Origin of the sequence: Geomonas diazotrophica, assembly GCF_018919385.1 — a bacterium.
Taxonomy (GTDB): Bacteria; Desulfobacterota; Desulfuromonadia; order Geobacterales; family Geobacteraceae; genus Geomonas; species Geomonas diazotrophica.
Genome location: NZ_JAHLMF010000007.1, coordinates 14,386 through 40,464 on the forward strand (window position 1 = coordinate 14,386; position 26,079 = coordinate 40,464).

Genomic DNA, 26,079 nt, shown 5'->3' on the forward strand with positions numbered 1-26,079 from the left:
AATGACGCAATGGGAGGGGCGACACCGTTCCAATTGTGGAAGCCAACACAGGCATCGCCAATAACGGCAAGGAGATGTCTGCCTTCCCGGGGGCAACCGCGAATCAAGGTCAGTATGTTCGGCACTTTGTGAATGACCATGTGAGGAGCCATGTGCGTAAATAGCGCAAGCACGGTTTTGAGAGGGGGGGCTGGGACAACCGAGATAGTAGTAAGGGTACTGCACGAAACTGTCGGGGAAACCAGACAGTAACAGAGGTGCCATCCTTGGGACTAGTAAGGAGAAACCGGTCTACTCGACTGCCGATCGACAGACAGTCTTTGCACCAATTCACTGTACCCTGTGTTGTACCCTAAAGTCTTGCAAACATGGTTAACATGTGATACACAATAACCCAGTCTATGAGTAGCTAACTGTTTATTATTTTAGCAAGTTGTTGATTTTCTTGAAGTGGGATTGGGGTGGCAGGTTGCTCTCATAACCCGAAGGTCACAGGTTCAAATCCTGTCCCCGCAACCAAACAAACTCAGCCAGTTAGCCTAAAAGCTAGCTGGCTTTTTTGTTGTGCCGATGCAGGTCCCCCCTCCACTATCGTTTAGCGAACCTTTCACCCAATTTCCCTTGGCAGGTTGTCTGCAACCGCCGGCCGGCCTCATCCACCTCAGGCACTTCACAAATCAGCCAAAATGCGGCGATTACCTTCAGCAGTTCAACCAACTGGCCGGGATCCTGCGGTTTGACGATATAGGCGCTGGCTCCCAGCGTATAAGCCTTCTTGACGTCATCCAAGTCATTTGACGATGAAAGTACGATGGTGGGAATGATGGCAGATTCTGGGGTACCCTGCAGGAATTCGAGAATCGAAAAACCGTCACCGGGAAACATTTTCAAGTCAGTGAGAAGGAATGAGGGATACTGATAATTTGAACGGTCGGCAAACACTCCTTCTCCTCTGAGGTATGCAATGGCTTCTTCTCCACATGTCACTAATCGCAGTTCTGCCTTTAGGAGGCTGGTCTTAAAAGCACGTTCCATGAGCACCCGATCGTTTGGGTCATCTTCCGCCACGAGAATTGTGTCTTTGCGCGCGTCATGGATGAATTTGTCCTCACTCATCAGTCCGCAGGCTCCATCTATTGTCTGTTGGTCCCATTGTAACACGTTCCTGGGCAGTTATAATGTCAACTGTCGTGACAACAGAGTGTTACGTCTCCGTTAAAAGCTGAAAACTGAGTGCGTCGGTACCAGACAACAAGGTGTGACGTTCAGAGTTTCCGGCACGTGGGAAATCCTGTGCCGACTGGGATGGAAGCTTTGGGCGAGTGCTTCTGTGCCAACCTCTCGGCTTACAGCAGAGGAGACCATGACCGAAAGCGTTACAGGAAATGAAACCGGGCGCATTGAGGCGTTCAGCGACGGAGTTTTCGCCATCGCCATAACCCTGCTTGTCCTAACCATCAAGGTGCCCACTCCTTCCGAGCTTGGTGCCGGTCATAGCCTGGGTTCCGCCTTGCTGGCGCTGTGGCCCCATTACCTTGCCTTCGTGACGAGCTTTGTCACGGTCCTTGCCAAGTGGGTGAACCACCACCGGATTTTCACTTTTGTCCGGACAAGCGACCACACATTCCTGTACTTGAACGGTCTGGTGCTGATGCTTGTGACTTTCCTGCCGTTTCCGACCGCCTTGGTGGCGGAATACCTGCTTCACCCTGAAGCGAAAGTGGCCGGTGCCGTTTTTTCCGGCACTTTTTTCGCGCTGGCGGTGGCATTCAAGGGGTTGTGGCGCTACGCGTCAAAAAATGGAAGGCTGATCGGAGGGGGGGAAACCGTAGATGCAGCGCATATTGAGCAGATCACTAGGCAATTCAGCTTCGGGCCGTTCATGTATCTTGCCGCCTTTGTCGTTTCGTTCCTGTCGACAGGGTTGAGCGTTGTATTCTGCCTCTCCCTGGCGGTAATCGTCGGCTTCAAAGGCTGGCCACGGAGGTAGCATGCCTGCCAAATCGCCTGCTGTTCCAGCCTCCGCTGGGATGCCGCATCGGCAGATCAAAGGAAAAACGGAATGCCCAGGCTGCGTCGCGGGCGGTCGCGAAGACGTCCCGTCTGGCTCGAACTGCGCAGCCCATGCCTCCCTTTTTCTCCCGAGACCCTCCCCTCGATCAAGTCCGGCACCTTTCACCGGTCGCTGCGCGGCGGGGAGCAGACCTGGTCGGAAACGGTACGGAAATGAAAACCGTAGATGGTCAGCGTTATGGTCAACGGGAGTAGTCGCGGTTTGGTGAGGAGCGTCCAGGAAAAAACCTTCCAATAGTGCAGTCGCTCCTTGCCCAGAATCCCCAGAAAAAATATGGATCTGATAAATGCCCTGATGTCCCGCCACTGCAGCGTGGAAAACGGGGATGGTCCCGAAAGCCGGTACTCTTTCAGGAAGGTCATCAAGCGCTCATAGAAATAATCCGGGGAATAAATGGTCCTCACGAGTCGCTGGTAGCCTTCTATCAGCACCTGTGGGCTCATCTTCGGGGCAAAAGTGAGGGTGGTATCGGTGTTGTTGCCATTGGCAGTGCTGATGATCCTTCCCTCGCTGGCGAGCCGGCTATGCAACTTGGTACCCCGCAGGACCATCAGTATTCCCACCATGGCCGTAACGATGCCGCTTTCCTGGATGAAGCGGATCTGCTTGTCGAAGATGGCCGGCGAGTCGCTGTCGAAACCCACAATGAAGCCTCCCTGCACCTGAAGCCCCGCCCGTTGGATAAAGCGCACCGAGGCGAGGAGGTCTCGGTCGTGGTTTTGCAGTTTGCCCGTTTCCCTCAGGGAATCAGGTTCCGGGGTTTCGATGCCGATGAAGACCTCCTGGAACCCGGCGGCGACCATCAACTCGAGGAGGCGCGGGTCGTCCGCAAGGTTGATGGATGCCTCGGTATAGAAGAAGAACGGGTGTCCGTGCTCCTCCATCCAGGAGATCATCGCCGGGAGGACCTCGTTTTTCAGCTTCCGTTTATCGCCGATGAAGTTGTCGTCGACGAAAAAAACCCCACCGCGCCATCCCCTGGAGTGGAGCGCCTTAAGTTCGGCTATAACCTGATCGGTGGTTTTGGTTCTCGGGTTGTGGCCGAACATTGCGGTGATGTCGCAAAACTCGCAGTCGAAGGGACATCCCCGTGAATATTGTATGTTCATAGAGGCGTACTTGCGCATGTCGATCAGCGCCCATCGCGGGATCGGCGTACACGAAAGGTCGGGGCGCTCGTCGGGGAGGTAAAGCCGCTGCGGCGTCTTTTGGTCGAGATCCAACAGAAAACGCGGTAACGTGACCTCGGCCTCGCCGAGCACCAGGTGGTCCACCTCCGGGAACTCGTCATAGCATGTCGAGAAAAGCGGGCCTCCGGCAACGGTCTTGATCCGCAGAGCGCCGCATCGGCTCAGAACTTCACGTGCGGACTCCCTCTGGACCGTCATGGCACTGAGGAACACGTAATCGGCCCACTGCAGGTCATCATCGGAAAGCCCCTCGACGTTGAGATCGATCAGCCTCATTTCCCAGCTGTCTGGGATGAGCGCCGCAACGGTAAGAAGGCCCAGGGGAGGAAACGCGGCCTTTTTCCCGATAAACGGCATTGCATAGCTGAAACTCCAGTAGGTATCCGGGTACTTCGGGTAGACGAACAGGACCTTCATTTTTCCCTCCCAGAGCGATACGAGCAGCCATCAAGAAGATGAACAGGTAGGGGATGATGGTGGAAATGAGGACGTTGCGGCGTTGAATCCTGACCCGTTAGTAAAAGGCACCGACATGGCGATTTCAAGATGGTAAAGGCCGGGAAACTGAAAAAACAGCATGAAGCAGCGTGCCGCTTTTCACCAGGGGCGGTAATCAAAAGGCCCCGGCATCCTGCCTGCGGTGTCGATAGCGCATTTTCTTTATATCATGAATCGAATAAAATGCACGACGGAGAGCCGACGGCCGGCCTGCGGCCTCATGGCCTGCAAACGCGGTTCAGTTCGTGCCGGTGAAGGGGCGAAAATGAACACAAAGCCTCGATTGACAGCAAATGAGGTTTTTTGGGGGGGGAGGGGAGCGCCTGTAACGTGGAGCGCGGACCTTCCCGCTTGGCGAGCTTCACTATGTGACAAAGCGCTGGAAGAACCACCGTTTCATGCCCTCCACCGCCAGCAGATAGGCGAGCAAAATGGCGGCAAGTATCAGAAAAAAGTATCCCGGCACAGCCACAAAACCAAGACTCACGCCGGCAGGGGTGAACGGCAGCGCACCCGCCAGCGCCACCACAATGAGCGAACAGGCGATCAGCCAGGGACTGGGGCGGCTTTTGAAAGGGTTCTTCCGGGTACGGATGATGAAGATGACCAGCACCTGGGTGGCCATGGACTCGATGAACCATCCGGTATGAAACAGCGCCTCGCCGGCATGGAAAACCGTCAGCATGATGTAGAAAGTGAGGAAATCGAAGACCGAACTGACCGGTCCGATCACCAGCATGAAGTTTCGGATGAAGTTCATGTCCCAGTGCCGGGGATGGCTTAGGTAATCGTCATCCACCCCGTCAAGCGGAATAGGGAGTTCCGATACGTCGTAGAGGAGATTGTTGAGGAGGATCTGAACCGGCAGCATGGGAAGAAAGGGAAGAAAGATCGAGGCCCCTGCCATGCTGAACATGTTGCCGAAATTGGAGCTGGTGCCCATCATTATGTATTTCATGATGTTGCCGAAGGTGCGGCGTCCTTCGAGGACCCCGGCATGGAGCACTTCCAGGTCTTGCTCCAGAAGGATCATGTCCGCCGCCGCTTTGGCCACGTCAACGGCACTGTCCACGGAAATGCCCACGTCCGCCGAATGAAGGGACGGGGCGTCATTGATACCGTCGCCGAGATACCCCACCACGTGGCCCCGCCGTTTCAGGGCCAGGATGACCCGGTTTTTCTGCGCAGGGGGCACGCGGCAGAACAGGTTCGCCTGCTCAACCCGCGCGGCGAGTGCCATGTCATCCATCTGCTGGATTTCCGAGCCGGTCAGTACCCCGGTCACCGGAAGGCCGAGCTGCGCGAAGATATGCTGGGTCACCAGTTCGTTGTCCCCGGTGATGATCTTGACCGCGACCCGATCGGCGGCAAGTCCGGCCAGGGCCGCTTTGGCGCTCACTTTGGGTGGATCGAGGAAGGCGGCAAAGCCTGCAAAGACCAGATCCGCTTCATCGCCCACCACGGCATGGGGGTGGGCGGGGCCGACCTGCCGAGTGGCGATTCCCAATACCCGGAACCCCTCGTTGCTGAGCGCCTCGAATTGCGCGTTGATACTCTGACGCGCCGCGGCGTCCAGCGGACGCTGATCCGCTTCCGTTTCCCCCTCGTAGTGCTCCGACAGCCGCAGGATGTCTTCGGGAGCCCCTTTGACCACCAGCATCCTGGTCGTGGAGTTGTCCAAGAGCACGGAAATCCGGCGCCGCTCGAAGTCGAACGGCACTTCATCTATCTTCTGCCAGCCGCTCGCGTCGATCTCGGTGTGCTCGAGAATGGCGTCGTCCAGGGGACTCTTCAATCCCGTTTCGAAGTAACTGTTGTAATAGGCCAATTCCAGGACCCGTCGACTCTCCTTGCCCAGGGGGCTCTGGTGACGTTCCAGATGGATGCGGGCCTCGGTCAGGGTGCCGGTCTTGTCGGTGCAGAATACATCCATGCTGCCCAGGTTGTGGATCGAGGCCAGCCTTTTAACGATTACCTTTTGGGCCGCCATGCGCAGGGCCCCCCGCGACAGGGTCACGGAGACAACCATGGGGAGAAGCTCGGGGGTCAGTCCCACGGCAAGGGCCACTGCAAAAAGGAACGATTCGAGCCAGGGGCGGTGAAAGAAGGCGTTGACCAGCAGCACGAACAATACGAGCAGCACCGTCATGCGCATGATGAGAAGTCCGAAACGGCGGGTCCCCTGTTCAAAGGCGGTTGGGGGGGGCTTGGCAAGCAGGGTGTCGGCGATGGCGCCGAGTTCGGTGTCCTGACCGGTGCGGCACATAAGCACCCTGGCCGTGCCGCTTATCACGGACGTTCCCAAGAGCACCGTGTTCCCTGCGACGAGAACATCGGTTTCTTCAGGTAACTCACTCGGTGCCTTTTCTACGGGGAAAGCTTCCCCGGTCAGCAGGGCCTGGTTTACGAAAAAGTCCTTTGCCTCCAGCACGCGTCCGTCGCAGGGAATCAGGTCGCCGGCGGCGAGAAGTGCAACATCCCCCGGCACCATCCCCGCAATCGGTATCTCCGATGGCTTGCCATCCCGCAGCACCTGTGCACGTACTGCCACAGACTGGCGCAGGCGTTCCGCTGCCTGTCCGGCCCGGTATTCCTGGACGAAATCGAGGGTGACGCTGATGAGGACGATGGTGCCGATGATGAAGAAACTGGTGGCGTCACCGGTGAATGCGGACAATGCGCTGGCTGTCAGAAGGATTATGACAAGGGGGTTGCGGAACTTCACGAGAAACTGCAGGATCAGAGACCTTTTGCGCTCCCCATGGATAAGGTTGGGGCCGAACTGGACCAGGCGACGGGCCGCCTCGGTACTGTCCAGTCCATCAGGGGGCGCGGCCAACTGCTCCAAGAGAGCGGCGATAGGACGTTGCCAGAAACTGGGGTCAGTTTTGACCACGGTTGCAGACATGATGGCTACCCCCTTTCGACCTACGAAGGACGTACACCAAACTGTACCCCAATTCGGTAATTTTTTTGAGATTCAGTGTCGATCTCCAAAGAGCCAGGATGCCAATGAAGAAGGCTTTGCATAAAAAAGGCGCCAGGTTCTCACCTGGCGCCTGTAACAGTAGAGGTCGGGCGCCGAACTCCTCCTACACTCAGAACCTCCTACACTCAGAACCTTCTGTTAACTGCGTTGCTAATCCTGCACCGGGAGCGCGGCGAGGACCATCTCTTCGTCCTCCTCCGTCTCCGGTTCCGCCCCGAGATCTCCTTCCCACTTCGCAACGACGGCGGTGGCGATACTGTTGCCGATCACGTTGGTCGCGGTACGCCCCATGTCGAGGAACTGGTCGATGCCCATGATGAGCAGCAGGCCCGCCTCCGGCAGGTTGAACATGGGAAGCGTCGCCGCAACCACCACCAGCGAGGCGCGCGCAACGCCGGCCATCCCCTTGCTGGTCAGCATCATCACGAGCAGGAGGGCGATCTGCTTGGAGATGGAAAGCTCGATGTTGTAGACCTGGGCGATGAAGATGACGGCAAAGGCCTGGTACATCATGGAGCCGTCCAGGTTGAAGGAGTAGCCGAGCGGCAGCACGAAGCCGGAGACCTTTTCCTTAACCCCGAAGCGCTCCAGGGATTCCAGGGTCTGCGGATACGCGGCCTCGCTGCTCGCGGTGGAGAAGGCGATCAGCATCGGCTCGCGGATCATCTTGAGCAGGGTCCAGGTGGAGTTACGCAGGAACAGGTAGCCGGCCCCGATCAGCACGGCCCAAAGGACAACCAGCCCGATGTAGAAGCTCCCGATGAACTTGCCGTAGGTGGTCAGCACGCCGAGCCCCTGGACGGTGATGCAGGAAGCCATGGCGGCGAAGACCCCGAGCGGAGCGAGGCGCATGACGTAGTCGGTCACCTTGAGCATGATGTGCACCAGTTCCTTCACGAAGGCGACCACGGTCTTGGTGGTGTCGTCCTTGAAGGAGGCGATGGCGAACCCGAAGAAAACGGAGAAGATCAGGATCTGCAGGATCGAGTTCTTCGCCATGGCATCGAGGAAGCTGGTCGGGAAGATGTTGGTGACGAAATCCTTGAAATTGAGGGCGGCGACGTTGAGGTTGGTGGCAGCGCCGGTTGCCGGGGCGGGGAGGGAGGTGCCGACGCCTGGCTGGAACAGGTTGACGAACACCATGCCCAGCACCAGGGAGATCACCGAGGCACAGAGGAACCAGGCCATGGCGCGCATCCCGATGCGGCCGATCGCTTTGGAGTCGCCGTTGCCGGCGATGCCGGAGACGATGGTGCCAAAGACCAGCGGCGCAATGATCATCTTGATCAGGCGCAGAAAGACCGCCGATATGATGTCGAAATACCCTGCGATGGTTTTGGCCGCCTTGGCGTCAGGCGCTGAAACGTTGCAGAAGTAGCCGACGACGATTCCGAGAATCATCGCCACCAGGATGTAGAGGGTCAGTTTGTTCTTTTTCATGCCGCGTTCTCCTTCAAGTTGAATTGCATCGTGGTCCCCAATTTCACAGCTTCCCATAAAATAGTTTTCTACATCCTGCAGTACTTCGCAGATAGCAAGACAACTGCCAACATCGCGCTGAAACGGTAAGTTGCGGTAATTGCGCTACCTTTGAAGAGTGAAAGGGTGGCGGGGGAGGCTCAGGGGGGTATAACCTGCAGGCGGAAAAGCGGGCTCGTGAGCCAAATACTCGTGTGATTATTGGTGGTTGGGACGTTTTTTGGGGAGGTTATAGAAAGGGGTCAGGTTATAGGGGGTTGCCAGAAGGGAAGGGACGCGGAGCCCCTCCCGGCCGCGGAGGCGGCGCGCGAGGGTAAAACTGCGTTGGGTGATGGTGATTACGGTGAAGAATCCCCAGTCTTTTTGAGGCGTTTACTCAGCGCGGGTTGGGAAACACCGATCAGCCGGCAGGCGATGGACTGGTTTCCCTCGGCCCGGCGCATTGCCTCGGCGACCAGGAGATCGCTTACCTCGTGCAGGGCGGGGAGCGGTTCGGTTGGGACGAAAACGCTGCGCTGCCCCTGCTCGTTGAGCCGCACCGGCCGGTTCAGGTCCTTGCCGAGGACCCGTTTGAAGGTTTCAAGGGAAAGCATGTGCGCCTCGTGGCGGCTCATGGCGTCGTAGACCAGCGCCCGCAGCTCCCGGACGTTGCCCGGAAAAGAGTAGTTGGTCAGCAGAACCGGCAGCTCCTTCGGGACGGTCGGTTTCTTCTTCTTGAGCTCCCGGGCCGCCTCCTCGAGGAAGTGGTCGAAGAGGAGCGGGATGTCGTCCGGGCGCTCCCGCAGCGCCGGGATGTGGATGTGGTGACCGCACAGGCGGTAGTAGAAATCCTTGCGGAACTCGCCTGCCGCCTGCTTGGCGGCCAGGTCGTGATGGGTCGCCACGACCACCCGCGCGTTCATCCGTTTCGGCACGTCGCTGCCGAGAGAGAAATACTCCCCCTCCTGCAAAAGGCGCAGCAGTTTCACCTGCGACGTGATGGCCAGGTCCCCGATCTCGTCCAGGAACAGCGTCCCGTCCGCCGCCCGCTCGATCATGCCGCTACGGGGGAGTTCGGCCCCGGTGAAGGCGCCCCTGGTGTGGCCAAAGAGCGTGTCGCTGAAGATCTGGTCGTCCAGCCCAGCCACGTTGACCGAGACGAGCTGGCCGGGGCGCCGGCTCACCCTGTGGACCGCCCGCGCCACCAGCTCCTTGCCGACCCCGCTTTCACCGGTGATCAGGATCGGCTGGCTGCTGCCGGCCACCGCCTCGATGTAGCGGAAGATGGAGAGCATGGCCCGGTCCGCCGTGAGGATGTCGGAGAAGGCCTCGGCGTGTTCCAGCCGGTCGCTGAGGATGCGCGATTTCATCTCGCGGTTTTCCCGCTGCAGGTCGATCATCCGGACGGCGCGGTGGATCCCCTGGATCAGCCGCTCCTCCTCCACGGTCTTCACGAAGAAGTCGAAGGCCCCCTTCTGCATGCACTCAACGGCGACCGAAACCTGGTTCAGCCCGCTCAGCACGATGACCGGGACCTCCGGGTGCTCTTCGATGATGGCGGGGAGGAGATCCTGTCCGGAGAGGTGCGGCATGTTCAAGTCCAATAGGACCAGGCCGATGGGGCGGGACCGGAGCAGCTCCAGGACCCTCCTGCTATCGGAACAGCGCACCACGTTGTTTATGCCTCCCGACATGGCGAGGGTCATGCTGATGCTGCGCAGCCACGCCTCTTCGTCGTCCACCAGGAGGATCTCGAATGCCGGGGTCAGTGAGTCGATCATGGTCATGCTCCTTGAAGGGCGGGCAGTGCCACCCGCACCGTGGTTCCCTCGCCCGGCTGCGACTCGAAAACCATGGTTCCCTCGTGTTCCTTTATGATGGACGCCGATACCGAGAGGCCGAGCCCGGTCCCCCCCGCCTCGCGCTTGGTGGTGAAGAACGGGTCCGCGATGCGCGGCAGATCCTCGCTGGAGATGCCGACCCCCTCGTCCCGGACCAGCAGGAGTACCTCGTTGCGCTCGGCATCGTAACCGGTGGTGAGATAGATCCCCTTTCCCGGATCGGGGAGCGCCTGGCAGGCGTTGAGGATCAGGTTTACCACCACCTGCTCGATCCGCTGCGCGTTGCCTCGGACCGCCGGGAGCCCTTCGGCAAGCTCGGTGACGACGTTGCCGGTGGTCTTGCGGATGGAGTTTTCCACGAGCCTCAGTGATGCCCGGACCACGTCGTTCAAGAGCACCGACTGGTCCATCTGCGAGGTGTCCTTGCGGGCGAAGTCCTTGAGGTCCTCGACGATCCGCTTGATCCGTGTGGCCCCGTCGAGCATCTCGTCGATGAGCAACGGGATGTCCTCGCGAAACTGGGAGTAGCGCATCCCGCCGATCAGGAAGTCCCCTTCCTTTTGGAACCTCTCTTCCAGGTGCTCTTCGGCCGAACGGAAGATCTTCTTCAATACCGGCAGGTTGTAGAGCAAAAGCCCGGTCGGGTTGTTGATCTCGTGGGCAATGCCCGAGACCAGGATGCCGAGAGATGCCATCTTGTCCGCCTGGATCAGCTGCTGTTGCTGCAACTGCATCTCCTGCGTGCGGAGTGCGACTTCCTTGGTGAGCCTGCGGTTGATGTAGCCGATGGCGCTGAGCAGCAGCAACAGCGGCAGCGCCGTGATGGCGGCGTAGGTGACGATCCTGCGCCAGGAGACGGTAGGCGGTTCCAGTGCGCCGAGCCACTTGTCGTGGATCTTCTGGTAGCGCCCGGTGTTTTTCAGGATGGCGAGCCCTTCGCTGAACTGGGACAGGATCTGGTCGTTGCCCTTTTTGACGGCATAGCAATACGGTTGACCGGCGAACAGTTTGCCTACCGGCACGATGTTGGAGAGGCCGAACTCGCGGCTCAGGTAGAGTCCGGGGAGGTTGCCGACCAGGGCGTAGTCGTGCTTGCCGGCGGCGAGCTGGCGCAGCGCGTCGATGTGGGTGTCGACGGGGAAGATGGCGGCTCCCACGTTCTTTTCCAGGAGGTAGTCGTGCATCATGCCGCCGTTTTGCACGAAGACCTCTTTCCCCTTGAGGTCGCCCAGGTTCTGCACCGTCCTGGCGCCGCGGCGGGCGAAGACCGACTGGTTGATGATCGAGTGCGGCGGCGAGAAGTCGTAGTCCCTGGCCCGTACCTCCGCCTGGACCATCCCCTGGACGATGTCCACATCGCCCCTCTGCAGTGCCTTCCGGATCTCTTCCCAGCGACCGAGGCGGATCTCCACCGTCATTCCCATCACCTCCGCGATGGCGCGGGTCAGGTCGACGTTGAAGCCGGCCGGGTGACCGTCCTTGTCGAGGAATTCGTAAGGGGGATAGTTGTGGTCGCCGCCGACGACGATGGTTCCCGCCGCTGCAGCCCAACCGGAGCAGGGCGTGAGCATGCACAGAACCAGCAGCAGAACCGGCAGGAAACGGCGGGTGTATGGGAGGGCGTAAGTCATGCAGTGCCGTACGAAATCAAAGGGAATGTGGAGTAAAGGCTATCTGAGACACCTCTGCGCTCCCGCCTGAACATGAATTGACAGACCTGTGGGCGCACCTGAGCGTACTACCATCGCACAAGCGTTAGCAAGAGGAAATCAACGAGGACGAAAACCAAGTGTCAGCAGCAGCCGCCGCAGTACCAGCCGGAAAACTCGGGCAGGAAGACGTTGTCGATGACCTGGATCAAACCGTTGCCGCAGGTTATGTCGGTCCGCACATACTGAGCGTTGTCGATCACAAGGCGCCCCCCTTGGGTACGGACACTGAGCGATTTGCCACTTTCTGTTAACAGGTGATCGTTCTCAGCGATCTGCGCGGAGTTGTGCGCCCCCTTGACGACGTGATAGGCGAGGAGTGAGGCCAGTTTATCCTTGTCGGCCGCGATGACTTCCACCTTCACGCGCGTGAATGCCTCGTCATCGGGAGCGAACAGGGTAAAGGCTCCAGCGCCGTGCAGCCTCTCAGTCAGCCCGGCGCTCTCCAGCAGCGAGAGCAGGGTCTGAAAGGAACCGTCCGTCTTCAGTGTGTCGATGATGTCTTTCATGTCCTCCCTCCTTCACAACCGGCCCATGTGATCATGGTCCGGTGGGTAGCACTTTTACATAAGGTCGCTGTGCTGTCGGGACTGCCTTAATTATAGAAGGGGCGCAGGATGGATGGGAAGAACAAACATTGTGTCGTATGAGAGGGAAAACGGCCCTCTCGAAATGCCCCTGCCTCAGTCATAGACCTTGCCTTGGAAGGGATGACTCCTTGCAGGCTAAAAAAGGAAACGGTTCAGGGGATTCCTGAACCGTTTCGCTTAGAGCGCAATTTTTCATGACCACCGGCTCGGGTGAACACGAGGGTGCCGTCGCCGGCGCATCAAGGTTTGGCGAGATCGAAGCGGTCGAGGTTCATGACCTTGTCCCAGGCGGCAACGAAGTCGCTCACGAACTTCTCCTGGGAATCACGGCAGCCGTACACCTCGGCCAGAGCCCGAAGCTGGGAGTTAGAACCGAAGACGAGATCGACACGGGTGCCGGTCCACTTCAGTTCACCGGTTCTGCGATCCCGCCCTTCGAAGACGTCGCCTGCCGCCGATGCACTCTTCCAGGTCGTACCCATGTCGAGCAGGTTCACGAAAAAATCGTTGGTAAGCGCGCCCGGCCGGTTGGTGAATACGCCGTGTCTGGTCTGTGCGAAGTTCGCTTCCAGGACGCGAAGGCCACCGATCAGCACCGTCATCTCGGGAGCGGTGAGCGTCAGCAACTGGGCCCGGTCGATCAGCAGTTCCTCCGGGGTCACCGAGTATCGGGCTTTGAGGTAATTTCTGAACCCGTCGGCTGCGGGTTCGAGGGCCGCGAACGAAGAGACGTCGGTCTGCTCCTGGGAGGCATCGGTGCGCCCCGGTGTGAAGGGTACCTTCAGATCGTGCCCGGCGTTGCGGGCTGCCTGCTTGACGGCCGCGCACCCACCCAGGACGATCAGGTCGGCAAGGGAAACCTTCTTGGCGCCCTGTGTGTCGTTGAACTGTTTCCGGATCTCCTCGAGGGTCTTAAGCACCGCCGACAGCCGGGGCGGCTCGTTGACTTCCCAGTCCTTCTGCGGGGCGAGGCGGATGCGCGCTCCGTTAGCCCCGCCGCGCTTGTCGGAACCGCGGAAAGTCGCTGCCGACGCCCATGCGGTGGAGACCAGCTCCGGGATGGAGAGACCGGAGGCGAAGATCCGCTTCCTGAGCTGCGCGATGTCCCGCTCGTCGACCAGCTCATGATCGATTGCGGGGACGGGGTCTTGCCAGATCAGTGCCTCGGACGGCACCTCGGGGCCGAGGTAGCGGGAGCGGGGCCCCATGTCGCGATGGGTCAACTTGAACCACGCCCTGGCGAAGGCGTCAGCGAATTCTTCCGGGCTGTGCAGGTAGCGCCGCGCAATCGGCTCGTAGACCGGGTCGAAGCGAAGGGAGAGGTCGGCTGTGGTCATCATCGGGCGGTGTTTTTTCGACGGGTCGTGGGCGTCGACGACCATGTCTTCTTCGGCAACGTCCTTGGCGACCCACTGGTTTGCGCCCGCCGGGCTCTTGACCAACTCCCATTCGTACTTGAAAAGCACCTTCAGGTACCCCATGTCCCAATGCGTCGGCTGCGGCTTCCATGCCCCCTCCAGACCGCTACCGATGGTGTCTCCCCCCTTGCCGCTGCGGAAGCTGCTCTTCCAGCCAAGCCCCTGCTCCTCGATGCCGGCGGCCTCGGGTGCCGGTCCGACATGCACCGGATTCCCGGCTCCGTGGCACTTGCCGAAGGTGTGTCCGCCCGCGATGAGAGCGACCGTCTCTTCGTCGTTCATGGCCATGCGCTTGAAGGTCTCGCGGACATCGCGCCCTGAGAGGACCGGATCCGGGTTGCCGTTCGGCCCTTCCGGGTTGACGTAGATGAGCCCCATCTGCACGGCCGCGAGCGGATTTTCCAGATCCCGCTCACCGGAATAACGTTTGTCGCCGAGCCACTCGGTCTCTGCGCCCCAGTAGGTCTCGTCGGGCTCCCACGCGTCCTCGCGCCCCCCGGCGAAGCCAAAGGTCCTGAACCCCATCGACTCCAGCGCGCAGTTGCCGGCGAGAATCATGAGGTCGGCCCAGGAGATCATCCTGCCGTATTTCTGCTTGATAGGCCAAAGGAGCCGGCGCGCCTTGTCGAGGTTCACGTTGTCCGGCCAGCTGTTCAAGGGGGCAAAGCGTTGGTTCCCCGACCCCGCGCCGCCGCGGCCATCCCCCGTGCGGTAGGTCCCGGCGCTGTGCCAAGCCATCCGGATGAAGAGCGGCCCGTAGTGACCGTAGTCGGCCGGCCACCACTCCTGCGAGTCGGTCATCAGTGCGTAGAGGTCCCGTTTCAGTGCCTCCAGGTCGAGCTGCTTGAAGGCCTCAGCATAGTTGAAACTCCCGTCCATGGGGTTGGACTGGGGCGAACGCTGGTGCAGGAGTCTCAGGTTCAACTGGTTCGGCCACCAGTCCCGGTTGGTGCGACCGCCGACCGCCGGGGAGCTGGTTGCGCCCGTTACCGGGCATTTGTTTTCCGCCTCCATGGTGTCCTCCTTCTCAGTGTGACAAAACCGTTAACTGGGCCTGCAGCTGTAAATAATACCGTCACAGGGGCCTTGTGTCTAAGGGGTGACCCGTTTGGATAGCGGAAGTGGTGTTTGAGAATCCGGATCCCGGCTTGAAAAAAGGGGCTCGCAGAATCTGCGAGCCCCAAGAATTGCTCTAGCGGCAAAATCCGGTGTCACTGGGAGAGAATCAGCGCGCTGTAAGGACCGATCCCGATGCTCCCCTGGAAAGACAAGCCGTCGCGGCTTGCCGGGTGCGCCTCGGTGGCAAAACTTGCGTGATTCCCGAAGCCCTGGTCGTAATCCCGGGAGTCGCTGTTGAACCGAACCTGCCACAACCCGCCTCTTGGGAACCCCAAGGTGTAACTGTCGTAGGACCGGTTGGCGAAGTTGAGGATGACGACCACGTCGTCCCCCCCGCCCCCCGCATCCCAACGGTGAAAGGCTACCAGCTTGTCGGTGTCGTTGACATGGAAGACGTTGAGGTGTTGACCCCGCAGCCCTCTCGTGTTGTCGTGCCAGTTCCTCCGCAGCCGGATCAGGTCCTGGTAGAGCCGGAAGGTTCCGCTGAATTTCCCTTCGGGGGTGCACCGCTCCGGCAGGTCAGGGCAATCGCTGCAGGAGATGGCTTTCTCGCAGGGGCCTCCGGTCGCGGAGAGGCATTTGAGCCGGCTGTTCAGGCAGCTTCGGCACTCCTTGTCGATCTCGCAGAAGCGGTTCCAATCGACGCCGCTGACCGCGCGGTCGTCGCCGAACTTTCGCCACTCCAAAAGCTCCTGCCCCTGGAGAAACATCTGCATCCCGGGTGCGGTCATCATGAGGGCGGTTCCGAGGCCGATCCGCTTGCGCACCAGCCAGCTTTCGTCGACCCGCCCGAAGTCGATGCAGTCAGTGAGCCGCAGATGCGCAGCCTGGTCGTGGGTCTCGATGGCGACGACGCGCTGGTACCGGTCGGTGCCGTAGCGCCCCTCGATTATCCTGCGGATCTCGTGCATGTTCCGGTCGCCGTCCCAGGTCTTTGCGAGCTGGTCGCGGCTGACACCGATGAATGCCGCGTCCCACTGGGCACCGAAGCCGGCCCCGCCGCTGCCGGTATCCTTGACGATCCATTCGTTCCCCTGGAGGTCCTCCGCGATGGTCAGCAGGTTGCGCCTGGGGTGCTCGGCCCGAACGCAGTTGTTCATCTCCTGCAGCATACGCCAGCCGTCGGGCAGGTCGTTGGCCGGATCGTTGTTGTTGCCCTTGGCGTTGCGTATGTTCACCACGGAGTCGAAGCGCACCCCGTCGATCCGGTACTCCAAAAGCCACATCATCAGGTTGTCGCGCAGGTAGTCGCGGACCTGGGGCCTGCCGTAATCGGGGCGTGAGCCCCAGGGGGTGACGGCGCGCGGATCGTTGTAGAAGTAGACGCCGCCACCTTCCTGGAGCGGACCGCCTCCTACGGAGATCGGTTGCTGCCACGGGGTGATCTGCCACAACGACTTCGGTCCTGCGGGGTTGAGATGGTTGTACACCACGTCTATGAGTACCGCGATACCCCGGGCGTGCGCGGCGTCAACGAACTGCTTCAGGGCGCGCGGGCCGCCGTAGTCCGCCTCGACCGCGTAGAGCCCCGCAGGGTTGTAACCCCACGATCTTTCTGTGGCAAACTCCGTGGTCGGCAGCATTTGGACGGTGTTGACCCCAAGCTTTTGCAGATACCAAAGGTCGTCCAGCACCCCCTTCAACAGCTCCGAGCTTTCCACGGTCTTGTCGGGGTAGGTGCCGGTGTGCATCTGGTAGATTACCAGCTCGTTCCAGGGCGCCATCCGGAAGTCGTTGACCTTCCACGCATACTCCCCCAGGTGGACGATGGAGTTGTCCGCGGCGCCGACCATGGCCTGCGCCCTCGGATCGCTCTTGTCCCTTCCGTCCACACGATAGACGTACTGCTGCCCCTCCTTCACGCTGGCAACCGTAACCGACCAGCAGTCGTTCCACTCGTTGAGCATCGGGTAGATGCGCTCGTTGCGGTCGTCGTCGTAAAGGACGAGCTTCACGTCCCCGGCAAAAGGAAGCCACGCCCGGAACCTCACACCGTCCTCGACGCGAAAGACACCGAGTTGCTGCATCCGGTAGTCCGACGCGTATCGCTCCGTCCCTTCAGTCGTCAAGGTCATGTCTCCTCCGTAAATGCAGGCGCCGGGCAGTTGTCTGCGCCGGCGCCGGCCGTCTGCTTACAGCGGCTGTTCACCGCACCAGCCGTTATTGGGGGCCGTCTGCCAGTTGTGGTAGATACGGGTGTTGGTCCCCACGTAGAATATCTCCAGCCTGCCGTCGGCGTTGCGCCCTACGGTGAGTTGCTTCGCCATCCCCAGCATCGGGTTCTCGCCGCTCCAGCCGTTGTTGGGCCTGGTCTGCCAGTTGTGGTAAATGCGGTCGTTGGTCCCGATGTAGAAGAGCTCCAGCCGCCCGTCTGCGTTCTTTTCCAGCGTGAGTTGCTTCGCCAGGCCGCCCAGGGCCGCCTCCCCGCTCCAGCCGTTGTTGGGCGCGGTCTGCCAGTTGTGGTAGATACGGTCGTTGGTGCCGACGTAGAAGATCTCGAGGCGCCCGTCCGCGTTGCGGCCGACCGATATCTGCTTCGCCAGTCCCCCAAGGGACGCTTCGCCGCTCCACCCGCCGTTGGGGACGATCTGCCAGTTGTGGTAGATACGGTCGTTGGTGCCGACGTAGAAAATCTCGAGGCGCCCGTCGGCGTTGCGGCCGACGGTGATCTGCTTGGCGGCACCTCCCATCGGGCATTCGCCGCTCCAGCCGTTGTTGGGCCTGGTCTGCCAGTTGTGGTAGATCTGGTCGTTGGTGCCGATGTAAAAGATCTCCAGCCGCCCGTCCGCGTTGTTGGCGACGGCGATCTGCTTTGCCGCTCCGCCCAGCGGCTGGTCGACGATCCAATCGCCGTTGGGTGCCACCTGCCAGCTGTGATAGATCTTGCTGTTGGTCCCGACGTAAAAGATCTCGCACCTGCCGTCCTGGTTGCGTCCCGCCACCACCTGCCGGGCCATGCCCCCCAGGGCGACCCCGCCGTGCCAGCCGCCGTTTTGGACCACCTGCCAGTTGTGGTACAGCGCGCTGTTGGTCCCGATGGAGAAGACTTCGAGGCGGCCGTCGGCGTTGTTGACCTGGCAGAGCTGGGTGGCGAAGGGCGCTGCGGTATCGGCCTGCGTAAAGGTCATGACCGGCGCGGGAGGGGAGATCTGCACGATGTTGAGGCCGGAAGGGGAACCATCCCACCACTTCGAGCTCGGCGCGGTCGCCGCGGTGAACTGGGCCGCGGCAGGCGCCGCAAAGAGGTCGTTGCCGTCTCCGTAGTTGGCGCGCCGTTCCAGGTGGAACTGGTTGTCCGCCTGCTCGAGGGCGCACTCGTAGTGCTGGGAGGGGCTCATCTGTTCCCAGTTGTTGCTGCCGAGCTCGTCCACATGCCATATCGCCAGCCCCGCATCGGGAAGCCCCACGTTGCGTCCGGATTGCTGCAGGTTTTCCAGGAGGAAGTACTCGGTCGGCCGGTTGGGGACCCCGTAGAGGAAGAACCGGTTCTGTCCCGCGGGCGCCGTGGCGGTCATCCCGTCGGTGATCCTGGTCACCTGGGTCGCCCAACCCGCCTTGTACTTGAGGTAAGCGCAGACGCTCACCGGGTTCTTCGGATCCGGGCCACCGTAGGCCATCAAGCAGTACTGGCCGTTGCCGTTGGACTCGTAGCCGTAGTCGTAGAGATCCGGAAAATCGCAGAGCATGTGGCCGTTTTCGTGGCAGAAGGTCTCAAGGGAAAGCTCGTCGCCCATGTTGGTGATCTGGTAGTCCGAGAAGGTCTTGCCGCTCCCGGCCTGGTATCCGCCCATCGCCGATGAATGCGGCCACAAGCCTTTGGCCCACTGGTTGACCAAGCCGCCGGCGTAGAAGACGTTGAGGGCGTAGACGTATCCGTCCTCGTCGCTGCTAAGACGGCTGAAATCGAACTGCTTCGCCTTCAGGTCGTCGAGCGCCTCCCGGATCAGCTCCTGCGCCCTCACGCCGCACGGCACCGCCGGATCGGTGTAGTAGGCCCGAGGATGCTTCGCGGTGTAGTAGGTGGGGACGATGTTGGTGTATTGGAGGCGGCCGGCGGAGTTGTCGAGGTAGTAGTCGTAGACAGAGCCGTTGTTGCCGTAGTTGCTGTAGCCCCGCTTGTTGCAGAAGTCGGCGACCTCCTGCTGCGGGATGGTGTCCGGGACGTCGGGGAACCTGACCAAGAGGCAGAGACCGGTGTAGGCGCCGGTACGGGCTTCGGAGGGGGGAGCGGTCAACGGACCTGCCAGCTTCAACGCCTGTTGCAGTCCGGTCCTCCTGTTTTCCCTGCGGATCTCCCAGCGCCGCTTGGTCCCGAGCGCCTGCTGCCCGGCCAGCGCCAGACCGCGGATGGCGTGCGGAGTTGGGCGGAGGCCAGGCTGGAGTCCGAGGCTTTTCGGATCCGCACTCCCTACCCGGACCCCGGACGGGATCAGGGACGCCTGATCCTGGGCCAGCATGGCATAGTCGTAGTAACCGGTCTCGGGATTTGGCACCACGGTGTAGCCGTCACTTTCGAATACGGCAAAGTTCTGGTCTCCCCATCCCTGGACTTCGATGCGGGTTCCGTCGGGGTTGCTGAGGGTGAATGGCTTGTGGGCGAATGGTATGCTCATAGCTTCTCCTTTGCATGATTGGGATCAAAGTCTGACGAGCCGATACGCCTTTATCACCTCCTTTTTTCGCGCTGTTTCCACAGCACCTTCTTTTTCGGAAACAAAAAAAGCCCTCCGCGGCGGCAGAATGCGGCGACCGCGCAGGCCCAACATGGCTGTGGAGGCAAGAGATGTACTTGATGGAGCCGGCGGAGTGGTTTGTTCCGCCGCCCCGGGGCAGGTCAGGAACACGGTGGGAGCGCCCTGGCTTTCGGGTAAATTATAGTAGTTTAATATTTGATACTGTCAAGGCCCGGGAGAACCTCACCAGCGCAGGCAGCCGCAGTTGGACAAAAAAAAGCGGCTGCAGGTGGCTGCAGCCGCGGCAGGAGTTCTACCAGGTCTGGGTTATCGAGTCGGGGGTGACGGCCAGGGTGGCGCGCAGCCAGCCGAACTTCGATTTTAGCTGATCGAAATCGGGTCCGGACGTTATGAATGCGGCCTCCCCCTTGATCAGAAAACCCGCGCCCGGGCCGTGCAGCCCCTGCACCTTGCTGCTCCCCACGGTGATCAGCACTTCCGGGTTGAAGGCGACGTTGGCCTCGGTCCGGTGCATGTAGCCTGCGGGAATGAGGACGCGCCCCTCGTCGGAGATGCGGATATAGCTGTTCCAGGTGTTGACCAGGTGCGGTCCGTTCTCCCCCAAGGTTGCGATTGCGACCACGCCATCCTGTTTCAGAATTTCGAGCAGTTTTTCGGAAATCATTTCTACCTCCTGTTGGTGATCTTGCGCAGCCACACGGCGTGACTGCAAGAGTTTATGTCCATCCTGGGCCAGAACCAGAAAGCCCCTCTCTACCGGCAGCTCCAGGACCAGGTCAGGGAACAGGTGCTCTCGGGAAAGTTCGGGGATCGGGCTCCCCGCCGACGCCTGCGTTAGGCTAGATGAAAATTGCCCCCAGGAGTAGGGTCAGAACAGAATAAATTTGTGGGGTCAGAAGGCCTGCCCGGCAGGTGCGGGTGTAACCCTGCCGGGCAGAGGGGAGAAGAGGATGGGGGCGGGGAGAAGGGGAGGGAAATTGCTGGTGGCGACGGCCCCGGCAATGCCCTTCAAAGCTCGGGAGGCCAGCCGGTTTGGCCGCGGCGAGCACGAGACGAATGACGGCAGGTGCTGCGCGAACATCGCCGCCACTGCGCGCAGCGCCTTTGGGGTGGAAGCCGGGATTACCCCTGAGGGGCGCCGCCAAGGAAGTGCGGTTTGAGAGAGAATACCTTTTCGCCCCTATGCTCGAAGCGCTGATCTCCGCCGAGGCCCGGTTCAGTCTCGCCCATGAAGAGGAGCCCGCCCGGTTTCAGCATCCCCGCCATCCGCCCGACCAGCCCCTGCTGTGTCGCGGGATCGAAGTGGTCAAAGACCTCCTTGCAGAAGATGGCATCGTATTTCCCTTTCAGCACCCATTCTTGCGCTGCGAGGTTACAGGGGAGAAAGGAGACCATGCGCCGGATCTCGGGCACCACCTGGTAGGCCTCTTCGCGGCAGGCGAGCCGGACAAGGTACTTCTCTTTGTACTGCTGGGGAAGGTGCCGCAACCGGTCTGCAGGATATACCCCGTCCTCGGCGACGGCCAGCGCCGAGAGGTCGATGTCGGTGGCGAGAATCTTCATGGATCGTACGTCCCCCCCCAGCGCGTCATGGGCGGTCATCGCCATCGAGTATGCCTCCTCCCCCGTGCCCGCGGCACAAGACCAAAGCAGCGCCCCGGGGGTCCGTAGGACCTGCAGGTACTCCTTCAGCATCGCGAAATGCGCAGCATCTCGGAAAAAACAGCAGGGGGATGAGCCAAGGGCGCTGGTGAAGGCGCCCCACTCGTTCTTGCTGTCGACCACCAGCCGGTCCAGGTACTGCGAAAAGTTCTGCGCAGAGGTGCCCTGCACCCGTTGCGACATGCGGTTGTACACCAGGTCCTTGGTGTGGTGCCCCAACGTGATCCCGGTGGAGGAGCGGTACATGTGGCGTATGCGGTGAAAATCGCTGCTGGTGTAATTGGCCTGTGCAGTCATGGCTTCTCCCTCCGTGCTTGTTGTTCCCGTGTCGTCCGATATGGACCGGCGCGTGCCAGTGTCGTTTTTGGGTATCTCGTAAACACGATCCGTTCCCATCAGGCCTCCGGAAGGGGAAAAAATGTCCCGCCGGGGCAGCTTTCGTATAAGTTGCCGAAGTCTCATGCCTTTAATGGGCGAGTGCCGTAGCTGTCCAGCGTGAAGCCGGTAGCCAGACGGTTTAATGAGGCGCGTAGAGTTGTGGCATGCCACAGTTGTCGGTCCCCAGTATTGTGGCACGCCACACTCGCGAAAGTCGTGAGGAGGTAACGCGGAGGCCGTGGTCATAAAAGGGGCCCGGCGCGCTTTTACCTTAGGCTGAGAGTGTCTCTGCCTGCCTCGCACAGGCATAAAAAGTTGCGAACAGGATGAGAAGTGACTTCTGTCATAAAAAAACATTTGCCATTTGGCGATTACTGTGATACATCTCTGCATACAACTTAAAAAACGTTCTCCGAACGGGCAAAACCAGAGTAATCTGGTGACGCAAAGCCACGGGTCCTTATCACAGAGGATAGCCGGGTTGCCGAAGAGATGGATATGCATCCTGGCACCCGGAACGTATTGGCAAAAGGAGCACTCTCATCTTCGGAACTGAGAGTGCTCCTTTTTTTTGCGCTCTTTCTTCAGGTGATTGCGGAGCCTTCGCAAGGCAGGGTGACCTGAAACAAACGCTCGCAAAGGGCGGTCGCGTCAGTTGTTCGTTCTCGTAAAAATTAAGTCGCGATTCAATCCCCCAGGCAACAGTGCGTCGCAGGGGGTGAGCGAATCGGGAAGTCGCCGAAAGGGTAAAGCACGGGTAACCGTGTGGCACAGAGCCACCATCCAGCGCAGCTGGTTAGAGGGGCCGTCGAAGTGACTCTGTAGCGGGAGTTTATCTTCGTCATGCCAGCCTGCCCTTTCCGGGGCGGGCTGTTTCTTTTTTTGGCCGATTTCTCCTCCCTTACACGAAAAAGGCGGGGAGGGGGCTTCAAATGTCATGCAATGAAATAAAGCCTACGGGAGGAGTCAACTATGAGCACGGTTCGTAGTCTGATGACAGGCAGTTCGGTACTGCTGGCGCTTTGCAGCGCGCCGGCACTGGCGGCGATTGACGCGACACCACCAACCACGACGATCAACGTCGCCGGCGTGAGGGGAGGAGGCGGGGGGTACGCATCCGCGGTGACCGTGACCCTGACGGCCGCGGATGACGCGGGCGGCGCCGGGGTGGCGAGGACCGACTACAGCCTTGACGGCGTCACCTGGCAGCCGTACTCCGCACCCTTCGTGCTGGACACCGACGGAGACAGCTACCTCTCTGTCAGGTCGACCGACCTGGCGGGCAACGTCGAGGCACCGGCCAAGTCGCAGCTGGTGCGGATCAACAAGGCGGCGCTGGTCGGCTGGTGGAAGCTGGACGCGAACTGGAACGGCTCGTCCATCTACGGGAACAACGGCTACCCCATGAACGCGCCTACCTTCAGCACCGACGTCAAGGTCGGCACCGGGTCCGGGAGCTTCAACGGCTCGAGTAGTTACGTCTCGGTTATCGACAGCCCCAGCCTGAAGTTGACCTCCGGCATGACGCTGGCCGCCTGGATCAAACCGTCCGACGTCACCCAGTACCGGCAGATAATCAGCAAGTTCAGTTACGGTGGCTATGCCTACCAGATCGGCCTGGCTCCCACCGGTAACATCCGCACCGACATCAGCAAGGACGGCACAAGCTACGATCGCCTGGTTACTACCAACGCGCCGATCACCCCCAATACCTGGCAGCATGTCGCGGCGACCTTCGACAACGGCGTTCTGAAACTCTACGTGAACGGGGTCGAGGTCGCCGGCAAAACCTCTACGGTCCCCAAACTGTTCCTGGGATCTGCCAACCTCAACCTGGGCCGCAACTCCGACTGCATCCAGTACTTCAACGGCCTCATCGATGACGCCCTGGTCTACAGCAGCGCCCTTTCCGCCGGTGACATTCAGGGCCTTTACCTTGCCGCTGCGGTGGGGCTTCCCACCGTTTCTCCCCTGCCGTCCGCGACCTCCGCGGCAACCGTAACACTGAGCGGCACCAAGCCCGCCAATACCGCCGTCGTGGTCAACGGCACCACCCTGGTTCCCCTGGACGCCGGCACCACCTGGAAGACGACCTACACCCTGGCGCAGGGGATCAACTCGGTATCCGTTGCCGCGCTGGACGGACAGAATCTGAGCAGCGCGCCGGTCACGCAGAGGGTGGTCCTGGACAGCTCGGCGCCGGCGGTGACGGCGACCGCACCGGCAGCCAACGCCCTCCTCCAGACCGCGCCCGGCGCGGTCAGCTTCACCCTCTCGGACGCCTTTTCCTCGCTCGATTTTGCCGCAACCTTGAGCGGCGCCGCGCTGACCAACGCCTCCGGCACCAAGATCGCAGGGACCTGGAGCAGCTCAGGTGCCGGCAGCGGCGGTACCGTGAAGTTCACCCCGGCGTCCACCCTCCCCCAGGGGACCTACAGCTGCGTCATCAACCCGACCGACAGTTTCGCCAATGCCTCCTCCTACCGGCTCGCCTTCACCATCGACAGCACTCCCCCCGCTGCGCCTGTAATCGATCCGGTGCCGGCGCCGACCAACGCCGCCAGCAAGATCATCACCGGTACCAGGAGCGCAGACAGCTCGGCAGTCACGGTTAGCTGCGCCGGGGCCGGCATCGGCCCGGTCTCCTACCCGAGCGCGACCACGTGGGGCGTCGAGGTCACCGGCCTCAAGGAGGGGAGCAACGTCATCACGGCCAGCGCGGTCGACGCGGCCGGCAACCAGAGCGCCCCCAGCGCAACGACGGTCATCGTGGACCGCACCTCCCCCACGGTCAGCTCGACCACGAGCGGCGGCGCCTACGCCTCCTCCCAGACCGCTGCCCTGAGCGCCAGCGAGCCTGCGGTGATCTACTACACGCTCGACGGCTCGGTGCCGACCACAAGCGACAGCGTCTATGTCGCGCCCATCTCCATCACGACCTCGGCAACCCTCAGGTACTTCGCCAGGGACCTGGCAGGAAACGTGAGCGACGTCAAGACCGATAACTTCGTCATCGACACCGCGGCTCCGACCCTGGCCCTGTCCACCCTGAGCGACGGCAGCTACACCAACAATGACATCCTCAACATCGCCGGCACGGTGACGGACCAGACGGTCGTTCAGGAGTTCAGCATCAACGGCAACCCCGTCCCGCTCAACGCGGACGGGAGCTTCACCTACGCGCTGGCGCTCAAACCCGGGGCCAACACGGTGACCGTGGCGGCCATCGACCAGGTCGGCAACCGTAGCGGCGAAACGCGCACGGTGACCCTGGACCAGACGGCGCCCGCCCTGGCGATCGGCAGCCCGGCCGACAACAGCATGACCGGTTCCGCGTTGCTCACCGTCGGCGGGAGCGTGGACGAGACCTCGAGGGTGGTGGTCAGGCTCGGCGACAACGTTCAGGCTGCCGCCCAGACCGGCGCCGCCTTCAGCGCCTACCTCTCCCTGATCCCCGGCTACAACACCATCGAGGTGACGGCCACGGACCTGGCCGGCAACCAGAGCACGCTGAAGCGGACCGTGCTCTATGACAACCAGAAGCCGTCCCTGTCGATCAACGCGCCCAACCAGGACCTGCGCATCAACCAGAGCAATCTCACCATCAAGGGGTCGGTGGCCGACTCTCTGACCGCTGTCGGTGTCACCATCAAGAAGGACAGCGAAACCTTCACCCCCCCCGTGGTCAACGGCAGCTACGAGCAGACGGTCTCCCTGGACCAGGAAAAGACCTATGACATAGTGGTCACCGCGACCAACGAGGTGGGCACCTCGACGACCGTGCAGCGTAACGTCATCTATGACATCACCCCCCCGGTACTGGGCATCGATCCCCCGGTCAGCCCGACCAGCCAGACCGGCCTCACCATCACCGGGATCAGGGAAGCCGGGACGGCGGTGACCGTTGTCTGCGCCACGGCGACGGTAGGGGAGATCGTCTACCCGACCGACACCACCTGGCAGGCGGATCTTTCCGGACTCGCCGAGGGGGGCAACCTCATCAGTGCCGCCTCGACCGATGCGGCCGGCAACGCTGTCACCGCGACGGCGACCGTCGTCCGGGCCACCAAGCCGCCCCAGATCACCCTCACCGCGACGCCCAGCGTCCTGTGGCCTCCCCAGCACAAGATGGTGCCGGTGAAGATCAGCGGCGGAGTGACCGGCAGCGGAGCCCCGGTCAAGTCGGTCTCTGTGTCGGTGAGCGACGAGTACGGCAAGATCGCCTACAAGAACCTGAAGCTCGGCGGCACCATCATGCTGGAGTCCTGGAGAAACGCCAACGACGCGGACGGGAGGAAATACACCATCACCGTCGCGGTAACCGACGCGGCGGGGGTAACGACCACCAAGACAACGACGGTGACGGTTCCCCACGATAAAGGGAAGGGGAAGTGAACACTTCGCCCCGCTAAGGCACCCCGCCCGCCCGAGGCGGAGCAGGCTGTGAAGAGCAGCATGA

Annotated in this window: 14 protein-coding genes and 2 riboswitches; of the genes, 2 read left to right on the forward strand and 12 right to left on the reverse strand. The window is 61.0% G+C overall.

The genetic code is table 11. The features are described from left to right. Nucleotides 1–588: 588 nt before the first annotated feature. Nucleotides 589–1,116: a response regulator gene (locus KOM00_RS08990; RefSeq protein ID WP_216498588.1), complete on the reverse strand. Its 528-nt coding sequence runs from the start codon at nt 1,114–1,116 to the stop codon at nt 589–591. A 247-nt stretch (nt 1,117–1,363) separates the two neighbouring features. On the opposite strand from KOM00_RS08990, the gene KOM00_RS08995 reads away from it, so the two are divergent. Next, nucleotides 1,364–1,990, forward strand: a complete 627-nt coding sequence (locus tag KOM00_RS08995) for a TMEM175 family protein (RefSeq protein WP_216498589.1) — start codon at nt 1,364–1,366, stop codon at nt 1,988–1,990. Nucleotides 1,991–2,175: 185 nt separating this feature from the next. Here the strand turns inward: KOM00_RS08995 and KOM00_RS09000 are convergent, their stop codons facing one another. The 11 genes from KOM00_RS09000 to KOM00_RS09050 form a co-directional block, all read right to left on the reverse strand. Continuing rightward, entirely contained in the window at nt 2,176–3,681 is a 1,506-nt protein-coding gene (locus KOM00_RS09000; RefSeq protein WP_216498590.1) for a B12-binding domain-containing radical SAM protein, read from the reverse strand. 445 nt (nt 3,682–4,126) lie between these two features. Further along, nucleotides 4,127–6,670, reverse strand: a complete 2,544-nt coding sequence (mgtA, locus tag KOM00_RS09005) for a magnesium-translocating P-type ATPase (protein ID WP_216498591.1) — start codon at nt 6,668–6,670, stop codon at nt 4,127–4,129. A gap of 231 nt (nt 6,671–6,901) precedes the next feature. After that, the gene (locus KOM00_RS09010; RefSeq protein ID WP_216498592.1) at nt 6,902–8,191 is read right to left on the reverse strand and encodes a dicarboxylate/amino acid:cation symporter; all 1,290 of its coding nucleotides are present in this window, start codon (nt 8,189–8,191) and stop codon (nt 6,902–6,904) included. A 377-nt stretch (nt 8,192–8,568) separates the two neighbouring features. Next, nucleotides 8,569–9,990, reverse strand: coding sequence for a sigma-54-dependent transcriptional regulator (locus KOM00_RS09015; RefSeq protein WP_216498593.1), 1,422 nt, complete (start codon nt 9,988–9,990; stop codon nt 8,569–8,571). A gap of 2 nt (nt 9,991–9,992) precedes the next feature. Then, nucleotides 9,993–11,681 carry a transporter substrate-binding domain-containing protein gene (locus KOM00_RS09020; protein ID WP_216498594.1) on the reverse strand — a complete coding sequence of 563 codons (1,689 nt, stop codon included), beginning with the start codon at nt 11,679–11,681 and terminating at the stop codon, nt 9,993–9,995. A 161-nt stretch (nt 11,682–11,842) separates the two neighbouring features. Further along, entirely contained in the window at nt 11,843–12,268 is a 426-nt protein-coding gene (locus tag KOM00_RS09025; RefSeq protein WP_216498595.1) for a fasciclin domain-containing protein, read from the reverse strand. Nucleotides 12,269–12,588: 320 nt separating this feature from the next. After that, nucleotides 12,589–14,781: a catalase/peroxidase HPI gene (gene katG, locus KOM00_RS09030; RefSeq protein WP_216498596.1), complete on the reverse strand. Its 2,193-nt coding sequence runs from the start codon at nt 14,779–14,781 to the stop codon at nt 12,589–12,591. Between the two features lie 197 nt (nt 14,782–14,978). Further along, nucleotides 14,979–16,961: an alpha-amylase family glycosyl hydrolase gene (locus KOM00_RS09035; RefSeq protein ID WP_216498597.1), complete on the reverse strand. Its 1,983-nt coding sequence runs from the start codon at nt 16,959–16,961 to the stop codon at nt 14,979–14,981. A 57-nt stretch (nt 16,962–17,018) separates the two neighbouring features. Continuing rightward, on the reverse strand, nt 17,019–19,499 hold the full coding sequence (locus tag KOM00_RS09040) for a M6 family metalloprotease domain-containing protein (RefSeq protein ID WP_216498598.1): 2,481 nt from the start codon (nt 19,497–19,499) through the stop codon (nt 17,019–17,021). A gap of 373 nt (nt 19,500–19,872) precedes the next feature. After that, the gene (locus tag KOM00_RS09045; protein ID WP_216498599.1) at nt 19,873–20,244 is read right to left on the reverse strand and encodes a pyridoxamine 5'-phosphate oxidase family protein; all 372 of its coding nucleotides are present in this window, start codon (nt 20,242–20,244) and stop codon (nt 19,873–19,875) included. A 458-nt stretch (nt 20,245–20,702) separates the two neighbouring features. Beyond that, nucleotides 20,703–21,539 (reverse strand): CheR family methyltransferase, encoded by an 837-nt coding sequence (locus KOM00_RS09050; RefSeq protein WP_216498600.1) that lies wholly within the window; start codon nt 21,537–21,539, stop codon nt 20,703–20,705. Nucleotides 21,540–22,029: 490 nt separating this feature from the next. After that, nucleotides 22,030–22,109, forward strand: a riboswitch (cyclic di-GMP riboswitch). 246 nt (nt 22,110–22,355) lie between these two features. Further along, nucleotides 22,356–22,433: riboswitch (cyclic di-GMP riboswitch) on the forward strand. Between the two features lie 159 nt (nt 22,434–22,592). Here KOM00_RS09050 and KOM00_RS09055 point away from each other — a divergent pair. Continuing rightward, nucleotides 22,593–26,015 (forward strand): LamG-like jellyroll fold domain-containing protein, encoded by a 3,423-nt coding sequence (locus KOM00_RS09055; protein WP_216498601.1) that lies wholly within the window; start codon nt 22,593–22,595, stop codon nt 26,013–26,015. Nucleotides 26,016–26,079 lie beyond the last annotated feature (64 nt).

Bases quoted from the DNA above. Each gene is read 5' to 3' on its own strand.
- KOM00_RS09015 (WP_216498593.1), bottom strand. From the start codon at position 9,990: ATGATCGACTCACTGACCCCGGCATTCGAGATCCTCCTGGTGGACGAC.
- KOM00_RS08995 (WP_216498589.1), top strand. From the start codon at position 1,364: ATGACCGAAAGCGTTACAGGAAATGAAACCGGGCGCATTGAGGCGTTC.
- KOM00_RS09050 (WP_216498600.1), bottom strand. From the start codon at position 21,539: ATGACTGCACAGGCCAATTACACCAGCAGCGATTTTCACCGCATACGC.
- KOM00_RS09040 (WP_216498598.1), bottom strand. From the start codon at position 19,499: ATGAGCATACCATTCGCCCACAAGCCATTCACCCTCAGCAACCCCGAC.
- KOM00_RS09000 (WP_216498590.1), bottom strand. From the start codon at position 3,681: ATGAAGGTCCTGTTCGTCTACCCGAAGTACCCGGATACCTACTGGAGT.
- KOM00_RS09035 (WP_216498597.1), bottom strand. From the start codon at position 16,961: ATGACCTTGACGACTGAAGGGACGGAGCGATACGCGTCGGACTACCGG.
- mgtA (WP_216498591.1), bottom strand. From the start codon at position 6,670: ATGTCTGCAACCGTGGTCAAAACTGACCCCAGTTTCTGGCAACGTCCT.
- KOM00_RS09025 (WP_216498595.1), bottom strand. From the start codon at position 12,268: ATGAAAGACATCATCGACACACTGAAGACGGACGGTTCCTTTCAGACC.
- KOM00_RS09010 (WP_216498592.1), bottom strand. From the start codon at position 8,191: ATGAAAAAGAACAAACTGACCCTCTACATCCTGGTGGCGATGATTCTC.
- KOM00_RS09045 (WP_216498599.1), bottom strand. From the start codon at position 20,244: ATGATTTCCGAAAAACTGCTCGAAATTCTGAAACAGGATGGCGTGGTC.
- KOM00_RS08990 (WP_216498588.1), bottom strand. From the start codon at position 1,116: ATGAGTGAGGACAAATTCATCCATGACGCGCGCAAAGACACAATTCTC.
- katG (WP_216498596.1), bottom strand. From the start codon at position 14,781: ATGGAGGCGGAAAACAAATGCCCGGTAACGGGCGCAACCAGCTCCCCG.
- KOM00_RS09020 (WP_216498594.1), bottom strand. From the start codon at position 11,681: ATGACTTACGCCCTCCCATACACCCGCCGTTTCCTGCCGGTTCTGCTG.
- KOM00_RS09055 (WP_216498601.1), top strand. From the start codon at position 22,593: ATGAGCACGGTTCGTAGTCTGATGACAGGCAGTTCGGTACTGCTGGCG.